Consider the following 21,768-nt stretch of genomic DNA (forward strand, 5'->3'; position numbering starts at 1 on the left):
GCCCCAGAGAGCCGCATCAGCGGGAGGGCTGACATGCCCTCATGGACGGCAGGTCGATCAAGAGCGGTCGAGAACCCGCAGCGCGGCCGCGCGGAGTACCGGGTTGGCCGCCACGAGACCGCGGCCCCTTCGTACCAGCTCCGAATGCCGCACCCGCACGCGTAGCGCGGCCTGGGGAGTGGCGCGTGCCACGTGGCCTTCGGCGACCGGGGCGTCACCGGTCTTGACGGAGGTCTTCCACTCGTAGTCGTCCTTGCCGAGGTCGATGCGGGACAGGCCCGCAGCGGCGGCCGCCTCCACCAGCTTCCGGAAGTGGAGAAGTCCGGGCGAGAAGGTGGCCACGTCGGGGTCGTAGACGGGGAACCAGTGACACAGCATGTGCTGTGAGCGCAGGCCGAAGTGGTAGGCCACCGGCCGGTCGCCGGCGTACAGGACGGAGAGCACACCGGAGCACGCCGGGGACCGGGTCCGGTGCAGTTCCCTCAGCGTCTCCGCGACCCACGGGCGGGAGAACAGGTCCGGCTTGCCTTTCGCGAGGTACTGCGCGGACTTCCATGCCATCAATTTCTCCAGCGCGTCCGGGTCGCTCTCGTGGAAGACGAACCGGATGTCCCCGGCGCGCCGCGCCAGCCTGCGTTCCTTCGCGCGGGCGTCGCGCCGGAACCTCACCGAGCAGTGGGCGAACAGGTCGCGGCCTTCGGCGGCTCCGGACAGGTCGATGACCGGGGAGCCCGCCCGGTGGGTGATACCCGCCTCGAACGGGCCCTGCCCCGTGGTGAGATGGTCGAACTGCCAGGCGTACAGCCGGCAGGCCCGCAACAGGGCATCGGTGTCCCAGCTGGTGAGCTGGGCGGAGTGCACCAGCCCCTGGGCGTCGCAGATACCGTCGCCGATCGGCCGGCCCAGGCCCAGCGGGCGCCGCTCGAACGGAAAGAAGCCCACGCACCGGTCCGCCTCGGTGAGCACGGCGACCCGCACGGCGGGGCGCTGCAGGCCTACCGCCCGGGAGAACTCGGGGGACAGGAAGGGGTTGGCGGGAACGGGCCCGTCGTCCAGCATGGTGCGCCAAGCGTCCGCTTCGGCGGGGCCCAGTTCGGTGGGCCGGACGACGGTGATGATCATCGGGAGTCACCTCTGCCTGCGAGGGCCTTGCTTCCCCACGTCTCAACGGTAGACCGTCAAGGGAACGCGAAGGAGTCCGGTGGGCATGAAGAAGCCCCCTACCCGCCGAGAACCAGCAGGTAGAGGGCCTTTCCGTGCGTCTGGGCTACTTCTTGCCCTGGTTCTTCACGGCCTCGATCGCCGCAGCCGCCGCGTCCGGGTCCAGGTACGTGCCGCCCCGCTTCAGGGGCTTGAAGTTCTCGTCGAGCTCGTACGCCAGCGGGATGCCCGTCGGGATGTTCAGGCCCGCGATGTCCGCGTCCGAGATGTCGTCCAGGTGCTTGACCAGGGCGCGCAGGCTGTTGCCGTGGGCCGCGATCAGGACCGTGCGGCCGGTCAGGAGGTCCGGGACGATGCCGTCGTACCAGTACGGCAGCATCCGGTCGACGACGTCCTTCAGGCACTCCGTCCGCGGGCGCAGCTCCGGCGGGATCGTCGCGTAGCGGGCGTCGTTCGCCTGCGAGAACTCGCTGTCGTCGGCGAGCGCCGGCGGCGGGGTGTCGTACGAGCGGCGCCAGAGCATGAACTGCTCCTCGCCGAACTCCGCGAGCGTCTGCGCCTTGTCCTTGCCCTGGAGCGCACCGTAGTGGCGCTCGTTCAGGCGCCAGGAGCGGTGGACCGGGATCCAGTGGCGGTCGGCGGACTCCAGCGCCAGCTGCGCCGTGCGGATGGCGCGCTTCTGGAGCGAGGTGTGCAGTACGTCGGGGAGCAGGCCGGCGTCCTTCAGCAGCTCACCGCCGCGGACCGCCTCCTTCTCGCCCTTCTCGGTGAGGTTCACGTCCACCCAGCCGGTGAACAGGTTCTTCGCGTTCCACTCGCTCTCGCCGTGGCGGAGGAGGATCAGCTTGTACGGTGCGTCGGCCATGCGCCCGAGCCTAATCGACGCCCGACGCTTGACGCTCCCCGTCAATTCGCTGGCGTCCAGGATAAGAGATGCGTAAGTTACGAGGGCCGCTAGAGGGACTTACACACAGCAGGGGGCCGGCCCACATGTCCATCGACTCGCTCAGACGATCAGCCCGCGCGACCGTCTCCGGTCTCCCCGGCGGATTCTGGTGGCTCTGGCTCTCCACCCTCGTGAACCGCACCGGCGCCTTCGTCCTCACCTTCCTGTCCCTCTACCTGACCCAGGAGCTCGGACAGTCGGCCTGGTACGCCGGGCTCGTCGTCGCCCTCCACGGTCTCGGCGGCGTCGCCGGATCCCCGCTCGGCGGGACGCTCGCCGACAAGTGGGGCCGGCGCCCCACCATGGTCACGATGCACCTGATGACGGCCGCCTGCGCCGCCGCACTCTCCGTGGTCACCACCGCCTGGGGCATCGCCGCCGTCGTCCTGCTGATGGGCGTCTCCATGCAGGCCGTGCGCCCCTCCATCCAGGCCACCATCGCCGACATGGTCCCCGAGCACGACCGCCGCCGGGCCTTCGCCCTCAACTACTGGGCCCTCAACCTCGGCTTCGCCATCGCCGCCTTCGGCGGCGGCGCCGCCGTCTTCCTCGGCTACCGGACGCTCTTCCTCGTCGAGGCCGTCGCGGTCACCCTCTGCGCCCTGATCGTCTTCCTGCGGCTGCCGGAGACCCGCCCGGAGACCAAGCGGAACCCCGCCGGCGAACGCGTCGAGAAGGACCGTGTCAGCGTCCTCGACGTCCTGCGCAACGCCCCCTTCCGTACGCTCGTCCTCCTCAACCTCCTCGTCTGCCTCGTCTTCACCGCCCCCTGGGTCGGCCTGCCCCTCACCATGGCGGAAGCGGGACTCGAACCCTCCGCATACGGCGCCGTCATCGCCGTCAACGGTGTCCTGATCGTCGCCTTCCAGCTGCTGGTCAACAAGGTGACCGAGAAGCGCTCGTCGGCGATGCTGCTCACGGTCTCCGCGCTGCTCTTCGCCGTCGGCACGGGCGCCACCGCGCTGGCCGGCACCCCGCTGGTGTTCGCCGCGACCGTCGTCGTGTGGACCATCGGCGAGATGGTCCACGTCCCCACCAACGCCGCCGCCACCGCCAAGCTCGCCCCCGAGCACGCCCGCGGCCGCTACCAGGGCGTCATGGGCATGTCCTGGGCGCTGTCCGGTTTCCTCGCTCCGATCCTCGCGGGCTGGGTCATCGACGGCCCCGGATCGGACGTGCTGTGGATCGCCTGCGGGGTCATCGGCTGCATCGCCGCCCTCGGATACACGACTCGCCTCCGCAAGGCCCTCGACGACGACGAGCCGACGGAGAGCAGGACTGTTGCCGCGAAGGCCGTCGAGGGCAAGACCGAGAGCGGCTCCGTCAGCGCCTGAGCGTCCGCTGCGCCTCGTACAGGTTCCGGGGGTGGACCGCCCCCGGGCTCCCGTACGCCTCCACGCGCGCGTGGAGCTCGCCCGCGAAGTCCGGTACGTCGATCTGGTCGAACTCCCGCACCTCGCTGATGCCGACCGTCGCGCTGTACGGGGCGATCGTGTCGATCTTGACCAGGCCCGCCCGGCCGTTCGTCACCGTCACGTTCCAATGGGCGAAGCGGGCGCCGTACAGCGGACCGGCCGAGGCGTCCCCGCCGTGCCGGCCGTTGTTCTCGACCGTGATCTCCGTCCGTACGTTGGCGAACGGCATCCCGCGGTGCGTGTCGAAGGTGCCCATCTCCATCGCCCCCCGCGACCACACGTTGTGGCTGGAGAGCCCCTCCACGTTGATCCCGTGCAGCTGGGTGCCCGCCGGGGCCGGGACCGTACGGGCCGCGATGCGGAAGTCCTCCACGAGGTTGTCGTGCGCGCCCTCGCGGCAGAAGTACGGATGGTGCGAGCCGCGCCCCTCCACCCGGGTGCGCCGCAGCGTGCAGGCGGAGGCGGCGACGAGACCGAAGCCGTTGTCGACATGGCGTACGACGACGTCCTCGGCCCAGCAGTCGTACGCGCACTGGAAGGTGACGCCGTTGTAGCCCTTGTCGAGCAGATGCGGGGACTGCGCGGTCTCGACCGCTTCGAGCGTAAGGCCCACGACCCCCGAGTCCGTCAGCGGCTCGGCGGGGGTGACGATCCTCGGGTCCCACTCCGGGCGGGCGTCGAGCGGCAGCGGGCGTTCGAACGTGACCCGGCTGCCCCGCACCGAGGCGATGCGGACCGGCCATTCGTAGGGGACGTACGACGTCAGCTTGGTCTTGTCGTCCCAGTGGTACGCCTCCGGGCCCGCGCCTCCGCCCGCCAAGTGCTCCAGGAGCGTGTGGTCGGCGTCGTCGGCAAGCCGGAGGAGGACGACACGGCCCCGGCGCAGAGCTGACGGGTCGTCGACCGTCACCGACCAGTCGCCCTGTCGGGCGGGGCGCACGGTGGTCAGGGTCCGCCACTCGTCACGGCGATTGCCGGTCCAGCCCTCGAAGGGCCAGGCTCGCTCCCGTATCGCGGCGGTGAGGGAGTCGAAACGTGCACGCGGGGCCAGCCAGATCAGGCCGCCCGCCCACGACCAGGAGGACTTGTCGCCGCCGTAGCGCGAGCCGTACGGGCCGATCAGCTCGGTGAGGTGCTTCGTCGCCAGCAGTGTCGTACGGGCGGATCCTGCGCCGCGCAGGACGACGCCGCTGTGGCCGATGTGGAGGTAGCCGTCGATGCGGTACGTCCCCGGCGGCACGAGCACCGTGCCGCCGCCCCGCTCCCCCGCCTCCGCCAGCGCCCGGTTGATGGCGGGGGCGGAGTCCGCGGAGCCGTCCGGTACGGCTCCGCACGCGAGGACGTTCGCGACGACGGGCGGCTCGGGCAGCCGCGTCGCGCCGCGGCGGGCGCCCGCGCGCCCGACGTAGGGGATCTGCGGGTGGGTGTACGGGGAGTCGGCGTACTCCTCCCAGAGGCGGGCGGCGGGAGCCGGGGCCGGAGCGAATCCGGATGTCGTGGCGGCCACTCCGACCGCCACCGCACCGCCCACGAACTGCCTTCTGCTGATTCCCATGACCATGCCCCGCCCCGCCTTTCATGAATGTGAACGACATTCAGATGTGCGACGGCCGCGAGCATGGCACGGCCACGGGAGGTACGGAAGGGGTCGTGCGCGCCTACGGAAGGAGCGTCAGCTCGTCGGCTTCTGGGTCAGATGCGTGAACGCGTCCAGGTTCCGCGTCGACTCGCCGCGCGAGACCCGCCACTCGTACTCGCGTCGGATCGCGCTCGCGAAGCCCAGCTCCAGGAGGGTGTTGAAGGACCCGTCGGCCGCTTCGAGGACCGAGCCGAGGAGCCGGTCCAGCTCGTCCGGGGTGACGGCGGCCAGCGGCAGCTTGCCGGTCAGATAGATGTCGCCGAGGCCGTCGACCGCGTAACTCACGCCGTACAGCTTGAGATTGCGCTCCAGGAGCCAGCGGTGGACGCCCGTCTCGTTCTCGTCGGGGTGACGGATGACGAAGGCGTTGAGGGAGAGCGAGTGGCGGCCCACCCGGAGGGAGAGCGTCGTGAAGAGCTTGCGCGTGCCGGGGAGTTTGACGACGTACGAGCCGGGCTCGGGGGACTCCCATTCGAGTTCGGCGTCCTTGAAGGTGTCCTCGATGACCTGCTGGGCACGGGTGACGTCAGCCATGGTGCGAGCGTACGCGACGGCGGTGATCGTGCATCGCGGCCGTGTACACGTCCGCCGTGCCGGAGGCCGCCGTGTCCCAGCCGAAGGACTCCGCGTGCCGGGCCGCCGCGGCGCCCATACGGGCGGACAGCCCCGGGTCGGCCACGAACCGCCCGAGCGCGCGGGCGTAGTCGGCCGGATCGTGCCCCTGGACCAGGAAACCGGTGACGTCGTCCCGTACGGCGACCGGAAGGCCGCCCACCGCGGCCGCGACGACCGGCGTGCCGGCCGCCTGCGCCTCGATGGCGACGAGCCCGAAGGACTCGCTGTACGAGGGCATGACCAGTACCGATGCCGCCCGGAACCAGTCCGCGAGGCGGTCCTGGCCGACCGGCGGGTGGAAGCGGACGATGTCCGCGATGCCCAGCCGGGCGGCGAGCTTCTGCAGCTTCTCCGGCTTGGCCAGGCCGCTGCCGCTGGGACCGCCGACGACCGGCACGAGCATGCGCGAGCGCAGCGACGGGTCCTCCTCCAGGAGCCGGGCCGCCGCCCTCAGCAGGATGTCGGGGGCCTTCAGGGGCTGGATGCGGCCCGCGAAGACGGGGATGAAGGCGTCGGTCGGCAGCCCGAGGCGGGCCCGCGCGGCGGCCCGGCCGTCGGCCGGGCGGAAGTGGTCGAGGTTGACCCCCGGGTGCACGACGGCGACCTTGCCGGCATCCGCCTCGTAGAAGCGGACGAGTTCGTCGGCCTCCTCGGCGGTGTTGGCGATCAGCCGGTCGGCGGCGCGGACGATCTGCGTCTCGCCGATCACCCTGGCCGCGGGCTCGGGGGTGTCGCCCTCCGCGAGCGCCGCGTTCTTGACCTTGGCCATCGTGTGCATGGCGTGGACGAGCGGGACGCCCCACCGCTCGGCGGCGAGCCAGCCGACGTGGCCGGAGAGCCAGTAGTGGGAGTGGACCAGGTCGTAGTGGCCGGGGCGGTGGCCCGCCCATGCCTGCATCACGCCGTGGGTGAAGGCGCAGAGCTGGGCCGGCAGCTCCTCCTTGGCCAGGCCCTCGTAGGGGCCCGCGTCCACGTGCCGGACCAGGACGCCGGGCGCGAGCTCGACGACCGGGGCGAGTCCGCCGGTGGTGGCCCGGGTGAAGATCTCGACCTCGATGTTGATCGCGGCGAGCCGCTTGGCCAGCTCCACGATGTAGACGTTCATGCCGCCGGCGTCGCCGGTGCCCGGCTGATGGAGGGGCGATGTGTGGACGCTGAGCATGGCCACCCGGCGCGGGGTCCGGTGACGTCCGGGGAACCGGAGCCTGGCCGGTGTCGCCAGGGAGCCGGCGAGCCGGGACACGTACTGGCTCACGTCGACGATCCTTCCGCTGAGTGGGGGCGTAGCGGGCACGGCAAGAGATAGCGGGCACGGCAACAAGGACGGCGCATGACGCCCTCCACGCGGCACAACACCGGAATGAGGCCATCCATTTCCGTTTTGCCAATTCATTGCCCCCGCCTTCGGCGCGTACCCTCGTCCCATGGCCCCGCGCACCACCCTCCCCGTCGGCACGGTGACCCGCGGGACCACCAACCCGAACCGGCTGCGCCGCATGGACCGCTGGATCGCCGCCGTCCACGGACCGGCCCTGCGCCGGTCCCCCGAGCCGCCCGTCGCCGTCGACCTGGGCTACGGCGCGGCCCCCTGGACCGCCGTCGAGCTGCTCACCCGCCTGCGCACCGCCGACCCGCGCACCGAGGTCGTCGGCATCGAGATCGAGCCGGCCCGGGTCGCCGCAGCCCGCCCGTACGAGCGGGCGGGTCTCACGTTCCTGCACGGCGGCTTCGAGGTCCCGGTGGCGGGCGAGGTCGCCCTGATCCGGGCCGCGAACGTGCTGCGCCAGTACGACGAGGGCGAGGTGGCCGCGGTGTGGCAGCGGCTGTGCGCCCGGCTCGCGCCCGGGGGCCTGCTGGTGGAGGGGACCTGCGACGAGATCGGGCGGCGCCATGTGTGGGTGGCGCTGGACCGGACGGGGCCGCGCACGGTGACCTTCGCCACCCGGCTCGGCTCGCTGGAGCGGCCCTCGGACCTCGCTGAGCGGCTGCCGAAGGCGCTGATCCACCGCAACGTGCCGGGCGAGCCGGTCCACGCGTTCCTCCGGGACTTCGACCGGGCGTGGGCGGCGGCGGCTCCGTACGCCTCGCTCGGCGCGCGGCAGCGGTGGATCCGGGCCGTACGTGACCTGGGGGCGGACTGGCCGCTGACGGACGGGCACCGGCGGTGGCGGCAGGGCGAGGTGACGGTGCGCTGGGAGGCCCTGGCGCCCGCGGCCCCCTGACCCGCCGCACACGCGCCGCAGGTCGCACCCGCCGCAGCCGACCAACTGCCGGTGAAATCTTGGTACGTCGGGAACGCGACTCCCCGATCACTCGTCCCCTGTGGGGGACAGTGACCCGACAGGCCCCGGTATCCCCTGTTGCTTTCACGTTTCGCATGGCACTATCGCCGAGGTCACCGCTAAGTTACTGACGGTAAATCAGGTATGGGAACCTCAGGGCCGACCAAGGGGGAGCTTGTGAACCGACGCCGCTGCGCCACCACCGCGATCACCGTGGTCTGCGCCCTGACAGTGCTGGCCTCGCCCGCACTGACCCTCCAGGCCTCCGCGGCCCCGCGCCCCCCGTCGGCACCGGCGGCACCGCTGCCGCCCGCCCCTCCCAAGAAGACGCTCGAAGAGGTACGCAAGGAGATCGACGGCCTGTACCGCCAGGCCGCCTCCGCCACCGACGCGTACAACCTCGCCGAGGAGAAGGCCAAGGAGCAGTCGGCCGAGCTCGTGGAGCTGGCCAGGATGATCGTGGCCGGCCGCGAGAAGATCGACGCGCTCAAGGCACAGGCGGGCGCGGCGGCCCGCGCGCAGTACCGCAACGGCGGGCTGCCCGAGGGCGCCCAGTTCGTCCTCACCGACGACCCGCAGCTCTTCCTCGACAACGCCGGCCGGCTCCAGCAGGGCCAGAAGGCCACCACGGACCTGCTCGCTGAAATGAACCGGACCCAGGCGCAGTTGACCGTCTACGCCAAGGACGCGGGCACCAACTGGACCAAGCTGGAGGCCAACCGCGTCAAGCAGGCCGAGGCGAAGAAGGAGATCAACGCGAAGATCGCCGCGGCCGAGAAGCTGGAGTCCGAGCTTGAGGCCGAGGAGCGGGCGCGGCTGCTGCGGCTCGAGGAGCAGGAGCGGTACAAGGCCCAGACCGCCTGGCTGAACACCGGTGTCCTCAAGGGCTTGGACGGCAAGGCGACCGCGCAGGGCAAGCGCGCGGTGGAGTACGCCACCGCGCAGATCGGCAAGCCGTACGTCTGGGGCGCGGAGGGTCCGGGCTCGTTCGACTGCTCCGGACTGACCCAGCGGGCCTGGGGCGAGGCCGGCCGGCCCATCCCGCGCACCTCCCAGGAGCAGTGGCGGCTGCTGCCGCGCGTGGACATCAAGGACATGCGGCCCGGTGACCTGATCGTCTACTACAAGGACGCGAGTCACATCGGGATGTACGTCGGGAACGGCGCGATGGTGCACGCGCCGAGGCCGGGGCGGAACGTCACGCTCGCGGGGGCGGGCTCGATGGAGATCCTGGGAGTCGTCCGCCCGGAGTGAGGCCGCTCACCTCGGCGGCGTGATGTTCGTCATGACCTCACGGGCAACAACCTCCCCATGCGCGGCATATGCCAGTGGCCCCTCGGCGCTCGTACCGTGATCACCATTCCGTTGCCCGGCGGGGTACCGCTATGGTCCCGGTCTGGCGGGACGTCGTTCGTCGCCCTGCCGCGCCCTCGGGGGGAGGGAAGGAAGAAAGACCGATGCCCGTACCCGTACCGCGTCAGAGAAACGACTCTGCCGCGGCGCCAGGCACTGTCACGGCTGCCCCGGCCGCCTCGGCCGCCTCGGCTGTGACAGGCACCGATCTCACCCTTCTGGTCGTCGAGGACGACCCGGCGGGTGCCCTCGCCGTACCTGAAATGCTCGACGCCGACGGGACCCGCGTCCGTATCCGCACCGCCCGGAACCTCACCGAGGCCGAGCGGCTGCTCACCGACGACGTGCACTGCGTCCTGGTCGACCTGGCCCTGCCCGGGCCCCGGGCGGCCGGTGACGACCCCCTCGCGCCGCTGCGGCACGTCCTGCGGCTCGCGCCGCGCCACGCCGTGCTGGCCCTGGCCGCCTCGGCCGACGCGGAGCTGGCGGCGGAGGCGGTACGGGTCGGGGCCCAGGACCACCTCTTCCGCGAGGAGCTCGACGGCCGGCTGCTGAGCCGGGCGATCCGGTACGCGGTCGAGCGCAAGCGGGCCGACGCGGTCCAGGTGAAGCTGACCGAGTCGCGCCTGCGGGCCCAGGAGAACGCACGCCTGGAGCGCGGACTGCTCCCCACCCCCCTCCTGGAGGGCTCCGACCTGCGGTTCGCGGCCCGCTACCGGCCCGGCCGCTCGCGCGCCCTGCTCGGCGGCGACTTCTACGACACCGTCCGGACCTCCGACGGCACGGTCCACGCCATGATCGGCGACGTCTGCGGGCACGGCCCGGACGAGGCGGCGCTCGGCGTGGAGCTGCGCATCGCGTGGCGGGCGCTGACCTTCGCCGGCCTGTGCGGGGACGAGCTGCTCTCCACGATGCAGAAGGTCCTGGAGCACGAGCGGGAGAGCGAGGAGATCTTCGCGACGCTCTGCACGGTCGACATCGCCCCGGACGGGCGCCGGGCGGGCCTGTGCCTCGCCGGACACCCCTCCCCGCTGATCGCCCGGCACGGCCGGGCGGCGCGGCTGCTGCCGTACGAGGACGGCGGGCCGGCCCTCGGCCTGCTGCCGCGCGCCCGCTGGCCGCGGCGCCAGGTGGAGCTGGGCGGGGCGTGGAGTCTGCTGATGTACACGGACGGCCTGATCGAGGGCCGCTCGGCCGGTCCCGGTTCGCCGCGGCTCGGCCAGGACGGGATGGTCGAGATGATCAACCGGCAGCTGGCGGAGGGCCTGCGGGGCGAGGAGCTCCTGGACGCGGCGGTGACGGAGGTGCGCTCGCTGAACGGCGGGGAGCTGACGGACGACGTGGCGGTCCTGGCACTGGAAAGGGCCCGGGGATAGCCCCGGGCCCGTTTCCGCGTTCTCCCTGTACCGGCCGGTCAGCGCCCTCCGGCGGTCGGCAACGGCCGACGGTCACCCGTCCGGCGTCGCTCAGCGACCGGCATCCGCCGTCGCTCAGCACCCTCCGGCGGTCAGCGTCCGCCGTTGTACGGGCCATACGGACCGTCGCTGCTGGAGCCTCCGCGACGGCCGCCGCCACCTCCACCGGACACCTGCTTGAGTGCCGGCCGGACGTCGACCATGAAGACGATGGCCGCGATGACGCCGGCGATCTGCAGGAAGAGCATCGGCAGCAGCAGGTTCACGGCGAGGTTGATGCCCAGGACGATCAGCCAGAACTTCTTGGTCTGCTTGTCGGCCGCGCGGTAGGCGTCCTCGCGCGCCATGACCGCGAAGACGAGCGCGGCGACGGCCATGCCGATGAAGACCAGGCCGATCACCAGCCAGATGATGGAGTCGAATCCCGCGCGCAACATGTCTGAACCGCCTCGTGAGTGAGTGGAGCGCCTCGCGGCCAAGGTACCCGGTACAACGCACCGGTCACCCTGATTGGTGCCCCGCCTGTCCCCGCCTTACCTGTCCCCGTCCTTCCCGTCCCGCCCTACTTCTCGGCGGCGGCGGTCTTCTTGGCGGCCGGCTTGCGGGCGGTGGTCCTGCGGGCGGGCTTGGAGTCCTCGGACGCCTCCGCCTTGGGCTCGGCCTTCGGCTCCGGCTCGGCCTTCGGCTCCGGCTCGGGCTCGACGACGATGGCGATCTCGGTGATCTCCTCGGCCGCCTCACCGCGCCACGTCCTGACGGCCTCCTCGCCGTGCGCGGCGACCTCCTCGTACTTCTCGCGGGCCTTGACGGCGTACTCGGCGGCGACGCCGACGCTCCGCAGGGCCAGGTCCTGGGCGGTCTCGCCGAGCTTCTTCAGGTCCGTGTCGAGGCTGCCGACGACCTCGGCCAGCTTCGACTGCACGGTGGCCTGGGCCTCCTTGGCCCGGTCGGTCACCTTCTCCTGCACGGCCTTGGGGTCGGTCTTGCGCACGGCGTCGATCCGCGCGGGCGCCTCGGCGGCGATCTGCTCGATCAGAGCCGGGACCTTCTTGGCCTGCTGGACGGCGAGGTCGGCGGTGCCGGCGGCGAAGTAGAGGGGGGTACGCAGTTCTTCGATGATGGCCATGGGTGTGGTCCTCCCGGATGTGTACGTACTAGCTCACGGTTCGTTCGGCATCGGGACCGGCGCTGTCGCCGTCGGCCGCCTCGGCGGCGTTCTCCTTGCGGAAGGAGTCGTAGATCTGGAGCAGTACCTGCTTCTGCCGCTCGTTGATCGAGGGATCGGCGAGGATGACGGCCCGCGTCTCCAGTTCCTCCCGCTCCTTCTCGTCGAGAATCCCGGCCCGCACGTAGAGAGTCTCGGCGGAGATCCGCAGCGCCTTGGCGACCTGCTGCAGCACCTCGGCGCTGGGCTTGCGCAGCCCCCGCTCGATCTGACTCAGATACGGATTGGACACCCCGGCGGCCTCCGCGAGCTGCCGCAGCGAGAGCTGCGCGGTGCGCCGCTGCTCGCGGAGGTACTCGCCAAGATTGCCGACGTTGAGTGATGCCATGCCCCGACGATGCCATCGCTTGCTAACTATTGCAAGCACATGCTTGCAAGAGTGTCGCGTCTCACCGATGTCCGGATGTGACAGACAGCCGTCATTGCGGTCACCCGGCGCCGTCGCGACGATGGACGCATGTCCCCCGCACACCGTGTCGTCATCGCGGTCTTCCCGGACGTCGACCTGCTCGACGTCACCGGCCCGGCCGAGGTCTTCTCCCTGGCCAACCGGGAGACCGGGGGCCGGGCGGGCTACGTGGTCCGACTGGCCGGCCCGAGCACCGAACCGGTCACCACCTCGGCCGGCGTACGGCTGGTGCCGGACCTCACCTTCGCCGAGGTGGGGACCGCGGTGGACACCCTGCTGGTGCCCGGCGCGGTGGATCCGGGCCCGGACGGCCCGGTGGCCCGGGTCGACGACACGGTGGTGGAGTGGGTGCGGGCCACGGCGCCGCACGCGCGGCGGATCGCCTCCGTGTGCGTGGGCGCGCACCTGCTGGCGGCCGCCGGGCTGCTCGACGGGCGGCGGGCGACCACGCACTGGTCGACCGCGGCACAGCTCGCGGCCGAGCACCCACGGGTGAAGGTCGACGCCGACCCGATCTTCGTCCGCTCCGGACGGGTGTGGACCGGGGCGGGCATCAGCACCTGCATGGACCTGGCGCTCGCCCTGGTGGCCGAGGACCACGGCGAGGAGCTCGCGCTGTCCGTGGCCCGTCAGCTGGTGATGTATCTCCGACGGCAGGGCGGCCAGAGCCAGTTCAGCGTGCCGCTGAGCCGGCCGGCGGCGGCCCGCAGGGACATCGACGAGCTGCGCGTGTTCATCACGGAGCACCTCGACGGCGATCTGTCGGCGCCCGCGCTGGCCGGCCGCATGTGCCTGAGCGAGCGCCATTTCGCCCGGGTCTTCCGGCAGGAGACCGGCACCAGCCCGGCCTCCTATGTGGAGGCGGCCCGGGTCGAGGCGGCCCGCCGCCTGCTGGAGACCACCGACCAGCCGCTGGAGCAGGTCGCGGCGGCGGTCGGGATGGGCTCGGTGGAGACGCTGCACCGCGCGTTCCGCAAGCAGATCAGCACCACCCCGGCGTCCTACCGCCGCCGGTTCCGCACCGCTTCCTGACACTCGGCATCCCTACATCCCCACATCCGGCATACGACAGGCGAGCCGTCGCGACACGGCGGCCTCGCCATGCCCACGCACGTCCACGTCCCGAAAGGAACCTTTCACCCATGAACGCCTCCGCGACCCTGCGCGACGTCATCGGCCTCGACAACACCCTGCCCCGCCTCGGCGAGGCCACGCTGATCATGATCGATTTCCAGAACACGTACCGCACCGGCGTCATGGCCCTCGACGGCGCCGAGCCCGCCCTGGCCGCCGGGGCCCGCCTGCTCGCCGCCGCCCGCTCGGCCGGCACGCCGGTCGTCCACGTCCTGGACGCCGGTTACGACATCGACTCCGAGCTCGGCGCGATCAGCCCCGAGGTGGCGCCCGCGGACGGCGAACCGGTCGTGGTCAAGCGGGTCCCCAACGCCTTCCACGCCACCGACCTGGAGAAGACGCTGCGCGACCTGGGCGCCGGTCCCGATCTGATCCTGGCCGGGTTCATGACCCACATGTGCGTCACCTTCTCCGCCCAGGGAGCCTTCAACCTCGGCTACCGCCCCACCGTCGTCGCCGAGGCGACCGCCACCCGCGCCCTGCCCGCGCCCGACGGCGGAACCGTGCCCGCCGCCGTCCTCCAGCGGAGCAGCCTGACGACCATCACGGACCTCTTCGGTCTCGTCGTTCCGACGGTCGATGCCCTGACCGATGGAGACAGCACGCACACCGTCAGGTGACCTGGCCGGTCACCACCGGGTAGTCGGTGTAGCCCGTCTCCTCGCCGGTGTGCATCAGGTACCGCTCGCGGATCGGGTTCAGCGGGGCGCCGGTGCGCAGGCGGTCGACGAGGTCCGGATTGGCCAGGAACGGCCGGCCGAGGGCGATCAGGTCGGCCCCGGCCGCGAGCAGCCGCTCGCCCTCGCGCCGGCCGCCGCCGTCGGCGACGGCCGCGCGCGACAGGACCGGGTTGGCGATGAGCGTGCCCGGCCAGGCCGCGCGGATCTTCTGGAAGAGCGGGCTGTCGGGGTCGGCGTGCACGATGTGCAGATAGGCGAGGCCGAGCTCCGCCAGGGTGCCGACGAGGTCCGGGTAGATCGCCTCGGTGTCTCCCTCCTCGATGCCGTTGACGGTCAGCCCGGGCGAGATCCGTACGCCGACCCGCTCCGGGCCGATCGCCTCGGCGACGGCCCGGACCACGTCCACCGTGAAGCGGATGCGGCCCGCCACCGGACCTCCGTACGCGTCCGTGCGGCGGTTGGTGTTCTTCGCGAGGAACTGGTGGAGCAGATAGCCGTTCGCGGAGTGCACCTCGACGCCGGCGAAGCCCGCGTCGACGGCGCGCCGGGCCGCGGCGGCGAAGTCGGCGATCGTCGAGCGGATCTCGTCGGCCGTCATCTCGCGCGGTACGACCGGCTCCTGCGGACCGCTCGCCGTGTGGATCGGATCGGGCAGCGGGACCGGCGAGGGCGCGAGCGGAGTCAGCCCGCTGTTGTCGGGGTGACCGACCCGGCCACCGTGCTGGAGCTGCAGGAACATCCGCCCGCCCGCGTCCCGTACCGCGTCGGTGACGCGGCGCCAGCCGGCCACGTGGGACGGGTCGTAGATCGCGGGGATGTGCGGGTACGTGAGGCCCACCGCGTTCGGCGTGGCGGCCTCGGCGATGATCAGCCCCGCGGAGGCACGCTGCGCGTAGTAAGTGGCCATGACCTCCCGCGGGACGCCGTCGGCGCCCGCGCGGTTACGGGTCATGGGCGCCATCACCAGGCGGTTGGGGAGGGCCAGCTCGCCGAGGCGGGCGGGCTCGAAGAGGCGGGATTCGAGGGGGACTTCGAGGGGGACTTCGTGGCGGGATGCGCGGACTGTTTCCGTGGCCGTGTGCGTCATGCCGGTACCGTAGAAGCTGCCATCGGTGTCAGATTCAAGTCCGCGAGCGACGAGTGGGACGGATGGGGTGGGCGGGGTGGGAATGCGGATCGGTGAACTGGCGGCGCGGACCGGTGTGAGCGAGCGTTCGTTGCGTTACTACGAGATGCAGGGCCTGCTCGCCGCCGAGCGCACGCCCGGCGGTCACCGCAGTTACGGCGACTGGGCGGTCGACCGTGTCATCCGCATCCAGGCGCTGTACGCCGCCGGCCTGCACAGCAAGAAGATCGCCCGCCTCCTGCCCTGCATGCGCGACACGGACGGCGGGCCCTCCGAGGTCGCCACCTCCCAGCTGCTCACCGAACTCGCGGAGGAAAGGGAACGCATCGACCGGCTGATCACGGACCTGGTCCGCTCCCGTGAGGTCCTGGACGAGGTGATCGACGCCGCCGCGGAGCTCGCCTCGACGAGCGCGGGCAAGGCCACGGGCCCGAGCCCGAGCCCGACGAGCGCGTCCGCCCTGTCGTCCACTTCCTGATAATCCGCGACGGATCGACTTTCGTTACCCTGGCAGGCATGACCGCCATGGCACCCACGCGCACCGAACCGGACCTGTCCTTCCTCCTGGACCACACCAGCCACGTCCTGCGCACACAGATGAGCGCGGAACTCGCGGAGATCGGGCTCACCCCGCGGATGCACTGCGTCCTCGTCCACGCCCTCGAAGAAGAGCGCACCCAGGCGCAGCTCGCCGAGATCGGGGACATGGACAAGACCACCATGGTCGTGACCGTCGACGCCCTGGAGAAGGCCGGGCTCGCCGAGCGCAGGCCGTCCAGCACCGACCGGCGGGCGCGGATCATCGCGGTGACCGAGGAGGGGGCGAAGGTCGCCGCGGAGAGCCAGAAGATCGTCGACGGAGTCCACGAGAGCGCCCTGGCCTCCCTGCCCGTCGACGAGCGCGAGGTACTGCTGCGGGCGCTGAACCGCCTGGTCACCGGGCACCTGGAGGCGCCGGTGGAGGGCGCGAGGCCGGCGCGGAGGGCTCGCCAGAAGGGATGACGACCGCAGGCCCGCACACCTCGATCCGTAAAAGATAGTCTGCAACAAAACTATCTGCTACGGTCTCTCCTGTTGCCTCCCAACGACAGGAGAGACCGCGATGCCTTCCACCCCCGCCCCTCAAGCCCCCTCCCGCTCCCGCTGGCTCGCCCTCGGCGTCCTGGCCACCGGGATGCTGATGACGATCCTCGACGGCAGCATCGTCACCGTCGCCATGCCGGCCATCCAGAGCGACCTCGGCTTCACCCCGGTCGGACTCAGCTGGGTCGTGAACGCCTACCTCATCGCCTTCGGCTCGCTGCTCCTCCTCGCCGGCCGCCTCGGCGATCTGATCGGCCGCAAGCGGATGTTCCTCGCGGGTACGGGAGTGTTCACCGCAGCCTCGCTCCTCGCCGGCTTCGCCACCTCGCCCGGCGTCCTGATCGCCGCCCGCTTCCTCCAGGGCGTGGGCAGCGCGATGGCCTCCGCCGTCAGCCTCGGCATCCTCGTCACGCTCTTCACCGCGCCGCGCGAACGGGCCAAGGCCATCGCCGTGTTCAGCTTCACCGGTGCGGCCGGCGCCTCGATCGGCCAGGTCCTCGGCGGCGTCCTCACCGACGCGCTCACCTGGAACTGGATCTTCTTCATCAACCTCCCCATCGGCATCGCGGCGATCCTCGTCGCCCTCCCCGCCCTGCCGGGCGACCGCGGCCCCGGGCTGAAGGCCGGAGGCGGCGCGGATGTCCTGGGCGCGCTGCTCGTCACCGCCGGTCTGATGCTCGGCATCTACGCGGTCGTCAAGATCGAGGAGTACGGGGTCACTTCGGCCCACACCCTCGGCCTGGGCGCCCTCTCGCTCGCCCTCCTCGCCGGCTTCGTCCTCCGCCAGGCCAGGACCGCCAACCCCCTCATGCCGCTGCGGATCTTCCGCTCGCGCAGCGTCTCGGGCGCCAACCTCGTCCAGATGCTGATGGTCGCCGCGCTCTTCTCCTTCCAGATCCTCGTGGCGCTCTACCTGCAGAAGGTCCTCGGTTACGGCGCCGCCGAGACCGGTCTCGCGATGCTGCCGGCCGCGGCCGTCATCGGCGCGGTCTCCCTGGGTGTCTCGACCCGTCTGATCGCCCGCTTCGGCGAGCGCACCGTCCTGCTCACCGGCATCGCCCTCCTCGTCGGCGTCCTCGGGCTGCTGACCCGCCTGCCCGTGAACGCCTCGTACGTCACCGACCTGCTGCCCGTGATGCTGCTGGCCGCCGGCTTCGGCCTCGCGCTCCCCGCCCTCACCTCGCTGGGCATGTCCGGCGCGAAGGAGGAGGACGCGGGCCTCGCCTCCGGCCTGTTCAACACCACCCAGCAGATCGGCATGGCCCTCGGCATCGCGGTCCTGTCCACCCTGGCCGCCTCCCGCACCGAGTCCCTCACCGAAGCCGGCCGCCCCGCCGCCGAGGCGCTGACCAGCGGGTACCACCTGGCCTTCGGGGTCGGCGCCGGTCTCCTCCTCGCCGCCTTCGCGGTCGCCTTCACCGTCCTTCGCCGGCCGAAGCGGCCCGAGCAGCCGGCAGGGGAGGAGTCGAAGCGGGAGCAGCGGGAACGGGTCGCGACCCCCGCCGTGTGAGCGCCACTCCCACCAGCACGACCGCCATCCCGGCCACGACCCGTACCGTCAGCGGTTCGCCGAGCACGAGGGCCCCGAGCGTCACCGACACCACCGGCAGCAGATAGCCGACCGTCGCCGCGCTCGTCGGGCCCTCTTCCGCGATCATCCGGTAGTTGAGGTGGAACGTGAGGCCGGTCGCGAAGATCCCGAGGACGACGACCGCCAGCACGCCCGTCCACGTCGGCCGGGCCTCGCCGCCGGACGCCAGGGTGGGGACACTCAGGACCGTCGCCGTCAGCAGCTGCGCCGCGGAGAGCGCCAGCGGCGCGGTGCCCCGGCCGGTGAGACGGCGGGCCATGTACGCGAAGGCCACCGCGTAACTCGCGGACGCCGCGAGGAGAGCGAGCGCCCCGAGGCTCATCAGCCCGCCGCCCCCGCTCCACGGGGCGAAGATCAGCAGGACACCGGCGAAGCCGAGGACGAGACCGCCGAGCCGGGCCGCCGACAGAGGGCGCTCCGTACCGAGACCCAGGCCGATGAGCAGGGACCAGAGCGGGGTGGTGGCGTTCAGGACACCCGCGACCCCACTGTCCACGGTCTGCTCACCCACGCCGAACAAGAAGAACGGCAGGGCGTTGCAGAAGAAGGCCGCGACGACCAGCCGCCCCCAGGTCCCCCGTTCCCGCGGCAGCCCCTGCCCCGCCGCGTACGCGAGAACGACGAGCACGCCCGCGCCCAACAGGCACCGTACGAGAGTGATCCACCCCGGGGTGAGGCCGTGGTCGAGGGCCAGTTTGATCCACAGGAAGCCGGAGCCCCAGAGCAGGGCCAGGACGCCCATCCGTACAGCCGAAGTCATGGACTCCACGGTCCTCGCCGGAACCTGACAGGACAAGCGAAGAATCATGCATCCCGCGTTAAGCTCTGCTACATGCTCGATGTGAGACGTCTGCAGGTGCTCCGGGCCGTCGTCACCAGCGGCTCCGTCACCGCCGCCGCGGCGAACCTCGGCTACACCCCCTCCGCCGTGAGCCAGCAGATCGCCGTCCTGGAGAAGGAGGCCGGCATCGCCCTGCTCGAACGCTTCGGCCGGGGCGTGCGTCCGACCGCCGCAGGGCGGCTGCTCACCGAGCACGCCGCCGTGATCGGCCGCCAGGTCGCCGAGGCCGAGACCGCCCTCGCGGATCTGCGGGCCGGACGCACCGGGCAGGTGACCGTCCGCTACTTCGCCACCGCGGGCGCCGATCTCGTCGCCCCCGCCCTGGCCCGGTTCCGCGCCGAACACCCCGGCGTACGGGTCGACCTGAGGATCGCCGAGGGCGCGACGCCCGATGTGGAGGCCGACCTCACCCTCGTCGTACGGCCCCGGGGAGCGCCCGGCGACGGCACGAGCCTGGTCCATCTCGTCGACGACCCGTACCGCGCCGTCCTCCCCAAGGGCCACCGGCTCGCCGACCGCCGGGTCATCGACCTCGCCGAGCTCGCCGACGAGCCATGGGTGGGCAGTGAGCGCCCCGGGCCCTGCCTGGACGCCGTCCTGGAGGCGTGCGCGGCGGCCGGGTTCACCCCGGACCTCGCGGTGGAGTGCGAGGAGTACGCCACCGCCCAGGGCTTCGTCGCGGCCGGGCTCGGCATCAGCCTGATCCCCTTGATGGGCCTGGGCAGCCGGCACCCGAACGTCGTCGTCCGCGCGGTCCGCGGCCCGGAGCCGGTCCGTTCGATCCATGCGGCGGTACGGGATTCCTCGCTCGCCCTGCCCGCCGTACGGGACCTGCTGACCGCCCTTCAGGAAGCCTGAACGGCAAGGCAGTCGGGCAGCGGCTCGCTGTGGACGACGTCCAGCCGGGAGACGGCCCGGGTGAGGACGACGTACAGCCGGTGCAGTCCGCGTTCCTCGGCGGCCACGATCGCGGCGGGCTCGGCGACGACGACATGGTCGTACTCCAGCCCCTTCGCCTCCGTCGCCGGAAGGACCGTCAGCCGCTCCCCCGCGCACGCGGCCAGCGCCCGCGCCAGCGGGCCGACGTGCTCCCCGGCCGCGATCACGCCCACCGAGCCCTCCTTCGCCGGCGCCGCACGGACCGCCGCCACGACACCCGCCACCACGTCCGCGACCCGGGCGACCGTCACCTCCCCGTCCGCGCGCAGCGACCTGCCCGCCGGCACGCCCGCCCCCAGGTGCGGCAGCAGCCGGTTGGCGAGGTCCACGATCGCCGCCGGGACCCGGTAGCCGGTGGTCAGCGGCACGATCTCCGCCTCCGGCTTGCCGAGATGGGCCAGTTGCTCGCGCCAGTCGCGCGCCGCCCACGGGGTGGTCCCCTGGGCCAGGTCGCCGAGCACGGTCAGCGCGCCGAAGCCGGCGCGACGGGCGATGGCCCGGCACTGCATCGGCGACAGGTCCTGGGCCTCGTCGACGACGACATGGCCGTAGCCCTCCGGGCGTTCGATCAGCCCGGCCAGCTCGTCGAGCAGGACGAGGTCGGCGGCGCTCCACCGCGCCGAGCGGAAGGAACGCGGCGGCTTCGCCCACCGGATCGCCGCCCGCTCCTCGGGGGTGAGCAGCGGGTCGCGCGGGTCGGTGAGCAGGGCGGCGAGCACCTCCTCGGGCGTCGTCCGCGGCCAGCAGGCGTCCACGAACGCCGAGACCGGCCGCGCTCGCTCGACCCTCCGCACCCAGGCGTTGCCCAGGGGCCCGGCCCGTCGTTCCGCCGTGAGCTGGAGGGCGCGCACGACCCGGGCCCGGACCCGTTCCCGGCCGGTGGCGTAGGGCGGCGCCTCCTCCCGTACCGCCGTGACGATCTCCGCGAGTTCCTCCGGCGCGAGGCGCAGCCGGTAGGAGCCGTCGGTGACGGCCAGTTCGCCCTCGGGCACCGCCACGCGCGCGTACAGGGCGCGGCGCAGCACCTCGGCCATCCGTACGTCGTGCTTGACCCGCGCCGCCGCCTCGCCGTCCACCGCGCGCGCCGGGTGACGTGCGATCTCCTCGTCGAGGGTGGCCTGGCGGATCCCGGTCTCTCCGAGCGCGGGCAGGACCTCGGAGATGTACGTCAGGAAGGTGCGGTGGGGGCCGAGGACGAGGAGGCCGGAGCGGCGGAGTCGCTGCGGGTGGGTGTAGAGGAGGTACGCGGCCCGGTGCAGCCCCACGGCGGTCTTGCCGGTCCCCGGGGCGCCCTGCACGCACAGGGAGGTGGCAGGACCGGACCGTACGAGGTCGTCCTGTTCGGGCTGGATGGTGGCGGCGATGTCCCGCATCGGGCCGATCCTGGGGCGCTCGATCTCCCCGGCGACGATGGCGCTGACGGTCTCGTGGCCGGTCGCGAGGTGCTCGTCCTCCAGGCCGGTCAGGTCGGCCGAGTCGCCCCGGCTGTTCGGGGCCCAGCCGAACCGGCGGCGCCGGATCACGCCCTGCGGGTCGTGGGCGCCGGCCTGGTAGTAGGCGCGGGAGACGGGGGCGCGCCAGTCGACGACGAGGGGCGGGGCGGCCGGGTGCTCGGCGATCCGGCGGCGGCCGATGTGGTGGGTCTGGCCGTCCTCTCGGTCGAGGCGGCCGAAGAAGAGGGGGCCGGGCGGCTGCTCGCCGAACTCCTTGGCGCGGGTACGCAGGTGGTGGCCGAGCACCTCGGCGTCGGCGCCCGAGGCGGCGACGTCCTCGCCGATGACGACCTGGTCGGCGACGTCCTCGGCCATGCGGACGAGGGCCGCGCGGCAGGCGTCGTGGTGGTTCCGTTCGCTGAGGAGTGCACGGTCGAGAGACGTCATGCGCCCAGGATAGACGCATAACGTTACTCAGTCA

Annotated in this window: 21 protein-coding genes; 10 read left to right on the top strand and 11 right to left on the bottom strand. The window is 72.1% G+C overall.

The genetic code is table 11. From position 1 onward, the window contains the following. Nucleotides 1–57 precede the first annotated feature (57 nt). Together ACFYV5_RS19465 and ACFYV5_RS19470 are read right to left on the bottom strand one after the other, a co-directional pair. Entirely contained in the window at nucleotides 58–1,122 is a 1,065-nt protein-coding gene (locus tag ACFYV5_RS19465) for a GNAT family N-acetyltransferase (RefSeq protein ID WP_389169778.1), read from the bottom strand. A 145-nt stretch (nucleotides 1,123–1,267) separates the two neighbouring features. Continuing rightward, the gene (locus ACFYV5_RS19470) at nucleotides 1,268–2,026 is read right to left on the bottom strand and encodes a phosphoglyceromutase (protein WP_355104392.1); all 759 of its coding nucleotides are present in this window, start codon (nucleotides 2,024–2,026) and stop codon (nucleotides 1,268–1,270) included. Nucleotides 2,027–2,151: 125 nt separating this feature from the next. Between ACFYV5_RS19470 and ACFYV5_RS19475 the strand changes: the two genes are divergently transcribed. Beyond that, nucleotides 2,152–3,441, top strand: coding sequence for an MFS transporter (locus ACFYV5_RS19475; RefSeq protein WP_355104391.1), 1,290 nt, complete (start codon nucleotides 2,152–2,154; stop codon nucleotides 3,439–3,441). Here ACFYV5_RS19475 and ACFYV5_RS19480 read toward each other — a convergent pair. From ACFYV5_RS19480 to mshA, 3 genes are all read right to left on the bottom strand, one after another. Continuing rightward, complete coding sequence (locus ACFYV5_RS19480; protein WP_389169782.1) at nucleotides 3,431–5,077, bottom strand: glycosyl hydrolase family 28-related protein; 1,647 nt, start codon at nucleotides 5,075–5,077, stop codon at nucleotides 3,431–3,433. The genes ACFYV5_RS19475 and ACFYV5_RS19480 overlap by 11 nt on opposite strands. Nucleotides 5,078–5,194: 117 nt before the next feature. Then, nucleotides 5,195–5,695, bottom strand: a complete 501-nt coding sequence (locus ACFYV5_RS19485; RefSeq protein ID WP_355104387.1) for a YbjN domain-containing protein — start codon at nucleotides 5,693–5,695, stop codon at nucleotides 5,195–5,197. Continuing rightward, the gene (gene mshA, locus ACFYV5_RS19490) at nucleotides 5,688–7,031 is read right to left on the bottom strand and encodes a D-inositol-3-phosphate glycosyltransferase (RefSeq protein WP_355104385.1); all 1,344 of its coding nucleotides are present in this window, start codon (nucleotides 7,029–7,031) and stop codon (nucleotides 5,688–5,690) included. The genes ACFYV5_RS19485 and mshA overlap by 8 nt, the downstream gene beginning before the upstream one ends. A 169-nt stretch (nucleotides 7,032–7,200) precedes the next feature. Between mshA and ACFYV5_RS19495 the strand changes: the two genes are divergently transcribed. The 3 genes from ACFYV5_RS19495 to ACFYV5_RS19505 all read left to right on the top strand — a co-directional run bounded on the left by ACFYV5_RS19495 (nucleotide 7,201) and on the right by ACFYV5_RS19505 (nucleotide 10,787). After that, a complete protein-coding gene (locus ACFYV5_RS19495; RefSeq protein ID WP_355104383.1) occupies nucleotides 7,201–7,998 on the top strand; it encodes a class I SAM-dependent methyltransferase in 798 nt (265 codons plus the stop codon). Between the two features lie 237 nt (nucleotides 7,999–8,235). Then, nucleotides 8,236–9,312, top strand: coding sequence for an NlpC/P60 family protein (locus ACFYV5_RS19500; protein WP_355104381.1), 1,077 nt, complete (start codon nucleotides 8,236–8,238; stop codon nucleotides 9,310–9,312). A 203-nt stretch (nucleotides 9,313–9,515) separates the two neighbouring features. Next, nucleotides 9,516–10,787 carry a fused response regulator/phosphatase gene (locus ACFYV5_RS19505; protein ID WP_355104379.1) on the top strand — a complete coding sequence of 424 codons (1,272 nt, stop codon included), beginning with the start codon at nucleotides 9,516–9,518 and terminating at the stop codon, nucleotides 10,785–10,787. A gap of 131 nt (nucleotides 10,788–10,918) precedes the next feature. Here the strand turns inward: ACFYV5_RS19505 and ACFYV5_RS19510 are convergent, their stop codons facing one another. The 3 genes from ACFYV5_RS19510 to ACFYV5_RS19520 all read right to left on the bottom strand — a co-directional run bounded on the left by ACFYV5_RS19510 (nucleotide 10,919) and on the right by ACFYV5_RS19520 (nucleotide 12,379). Next, the gene (locus tag ACFYV5_RS19510) at nucleotides 10,919–11,263 is read right to left on the bottom strand and encodes a DUF2516 family protein (protein WP_389169789.1); all 345 of its coding nucleotides are present in this window, start codon (nucleotides 11,261–11,263) and stop codon (nucleotides 10,919–10,921) included. A 125-nt stretch (nucleotides 11,264–11,388) separates the two neighbouring features. Beyond that, entirely contained in the window at nucleotides 11,389–11,952 is a 564-nt protein-coding gene (locus tag ACFYV5_RS19515) for a hypothetical protein (RefSeq protein WP_355104375.1), read from the bottom strand. 28 nt (nucleotides 11,953–11,980) lie between these two features. Further along, nucleotides 11,981–12,379 carry a helix-turn-helix transcriptional regulator gene (locus ACFYV5_RS19520; protein WP_355104373.1) on the bottom strand — a complete coding sequence of 133 codons (399 nt, stop codon included), beginning with the start codon at nucleotides 12,377–12,379 and terminating at the stop codon, nucleotides 11,981–11,983. 129 nt (nucleotides 12,380–12,508) lie between these two features. Between ACFYV5_RS19520 and ACFYV5_RS19525 the strand changes: the two genes are divergently transcribed. Together ACFYV5_RS19525 and ACFYV5_RS19530 are read left to right on the top strand one after the other, a co-directional pair. Then, nucleotides 12,509–13,492, top strand: coding sequence for a GlxA family transcriptional regulator (locus ACFYV5_RS19525; protein WP_389169793.1), 984 nt, complete (start codon nucleotides 12,509–12,511; stop codon nucleotides 13,490–13,492). 110 nt (nucleotides 13,493–13,602) lie between these two features. Beyond that, nucleotides 13,603–14,214 carry an isochorismatase family protein gene (locus tag ACFYV5_RS19530; RefSeq protein ID WP_389169796.1) on the top strand — a complete coding sequence of 204 codons (612 nt, stop codon included), beginning with the start codon at nucleotides 13,603–13,605 and terminating at the stop codon, nucleotides 14,212–14,214. On the opposite strand, the gene ACFYV5_RS19535 is transcribed toward ACFYV5_RS19530, so the two are convergent. Further along, on the bottom strand, nucleotides 14,207–15,235 hold the full coding sequence (locus ACFYV5_RS19535) for an alkene reductase (protein ID WP_389170005.1): 1,029 nt from the start codon (nucleotides 15,233–15,235) through the stop codon (nucleotides 14,207–14,209). The genes ACFYV5_RS19530 and ACFYV5_RS19535 overlap by 8 nt on opposite strands. 208 nt (nucleotides 15,236–15,443) lie before the next feature. Here ACFYV5_RS19535 and ACFYV5_RS19540 point away from each other — a divergent pair, with 208 nt between their 5' ends. From ACFYV5_RS19540 to ACFYV5_RS19550, 3 genes are all read left to right on the top strand, one after another. Next, nucleotides 15,444–15,878: a MerR family transcriptional regulator gene (locus tag ACFYV5_RS19540; protein WP_355105914.1), complete on the top strand. Its 435-nt coding sequence runs from the start codon at nucleotides 15,444–15,446 to the stop codon at nucleotides 15,876–15,878. 38 nt (nucleotides 15,879–15,916) lie between these two features. Then, nucleotides 15,917–16,402: a MarR family winged helix-turn-helix transcriptional regulator gene (locus tag ACFYV5_RS19545; RefSeq protein ID WP_389169799.1), complete on the top strand. Its 486-nt coding sequence runs from the start codon at nucleotides 15,917–15,919 to the stop codon at nucleotides 16,400–16,402. A 100-nt stretch (nucleotides 16,403–16,502) separates the two neighbouring features. Then, nucleotides 16,503–17,993 carry an MFS transporter gene (locus ACFYV5_RS19550; protein ID WP_355104363.1) on the top strand — a complete coding sequence of 497 codons (1,491 nt, stop codon included), beginning with the start codon at nucleotides 16,503–16,505 and terminating at the stop codon, nucleotides 17,991–17,993. Here the strand turns inward: ACFYV5_RS19550 and ACFYV5_RS19555 are convergent. Next, entirely contained in the window at nucleotides 17,899–18,834 is a 936-nt protein-coding gene (locus ACFYV5_RS19555; RefSeq protein WP_389169803.1) for a DMT family transporter, read from the bottom strand. The two genes, ACFYV5_RS19550 and ACFYV5_RS19555, sit on opposite strands and share 95 nt — an antisense overlap. A 72-nt stretch (nucleotides 18,835–18,906) precedes the next feature. Here ACFYV5_RS19555 and ACFYV5_RS19560 point away from each other — a divergent pair, with 72 nt between their 5' ends. Further along, nucleotides 18,907–19,773: a LysR family transcriptional regulator gene (locus ACFYV5_RS19560; protein ID WP_389169806.1), complete on the top strand. Its 867-nt coding sequence runs from the start codon at nucleotides 18,907–18,909 to the stop codon at nucleotides 19,771–19,773. Here ACFYV5_RS19560 and ACFYV5_RS19565 read toward each other — a convergent pair. Beyond that, nucleotides 19,761–21,734, bottom strand: a complete 1,974-nt coding sequence (locus ACFYV5_RS19565; RefSeq protein WP_355104357.1) for an AAA family ATPase — start codon at nucleotides 21,732–21,734, stop codon at nucleotides 19,761–19,763. The two genes, ACFYV5_RS19560 and ACFYV5_RS19565, sit on opposite strands and share 13 nt — an antisense overlap. Nucleotides 21,735–21,768 lie beyond the last annotated feature (34 nt).

Origin of the sequence: Streptomyces sp. NPDC003035 (assembly GCF_042888285.1) — a bacterium.
Classification (GTDB): Bacteria; Actinomycetota; Actinomycetes; order Streptomycetales; family Streptomycetaceae; genus Streptomyces.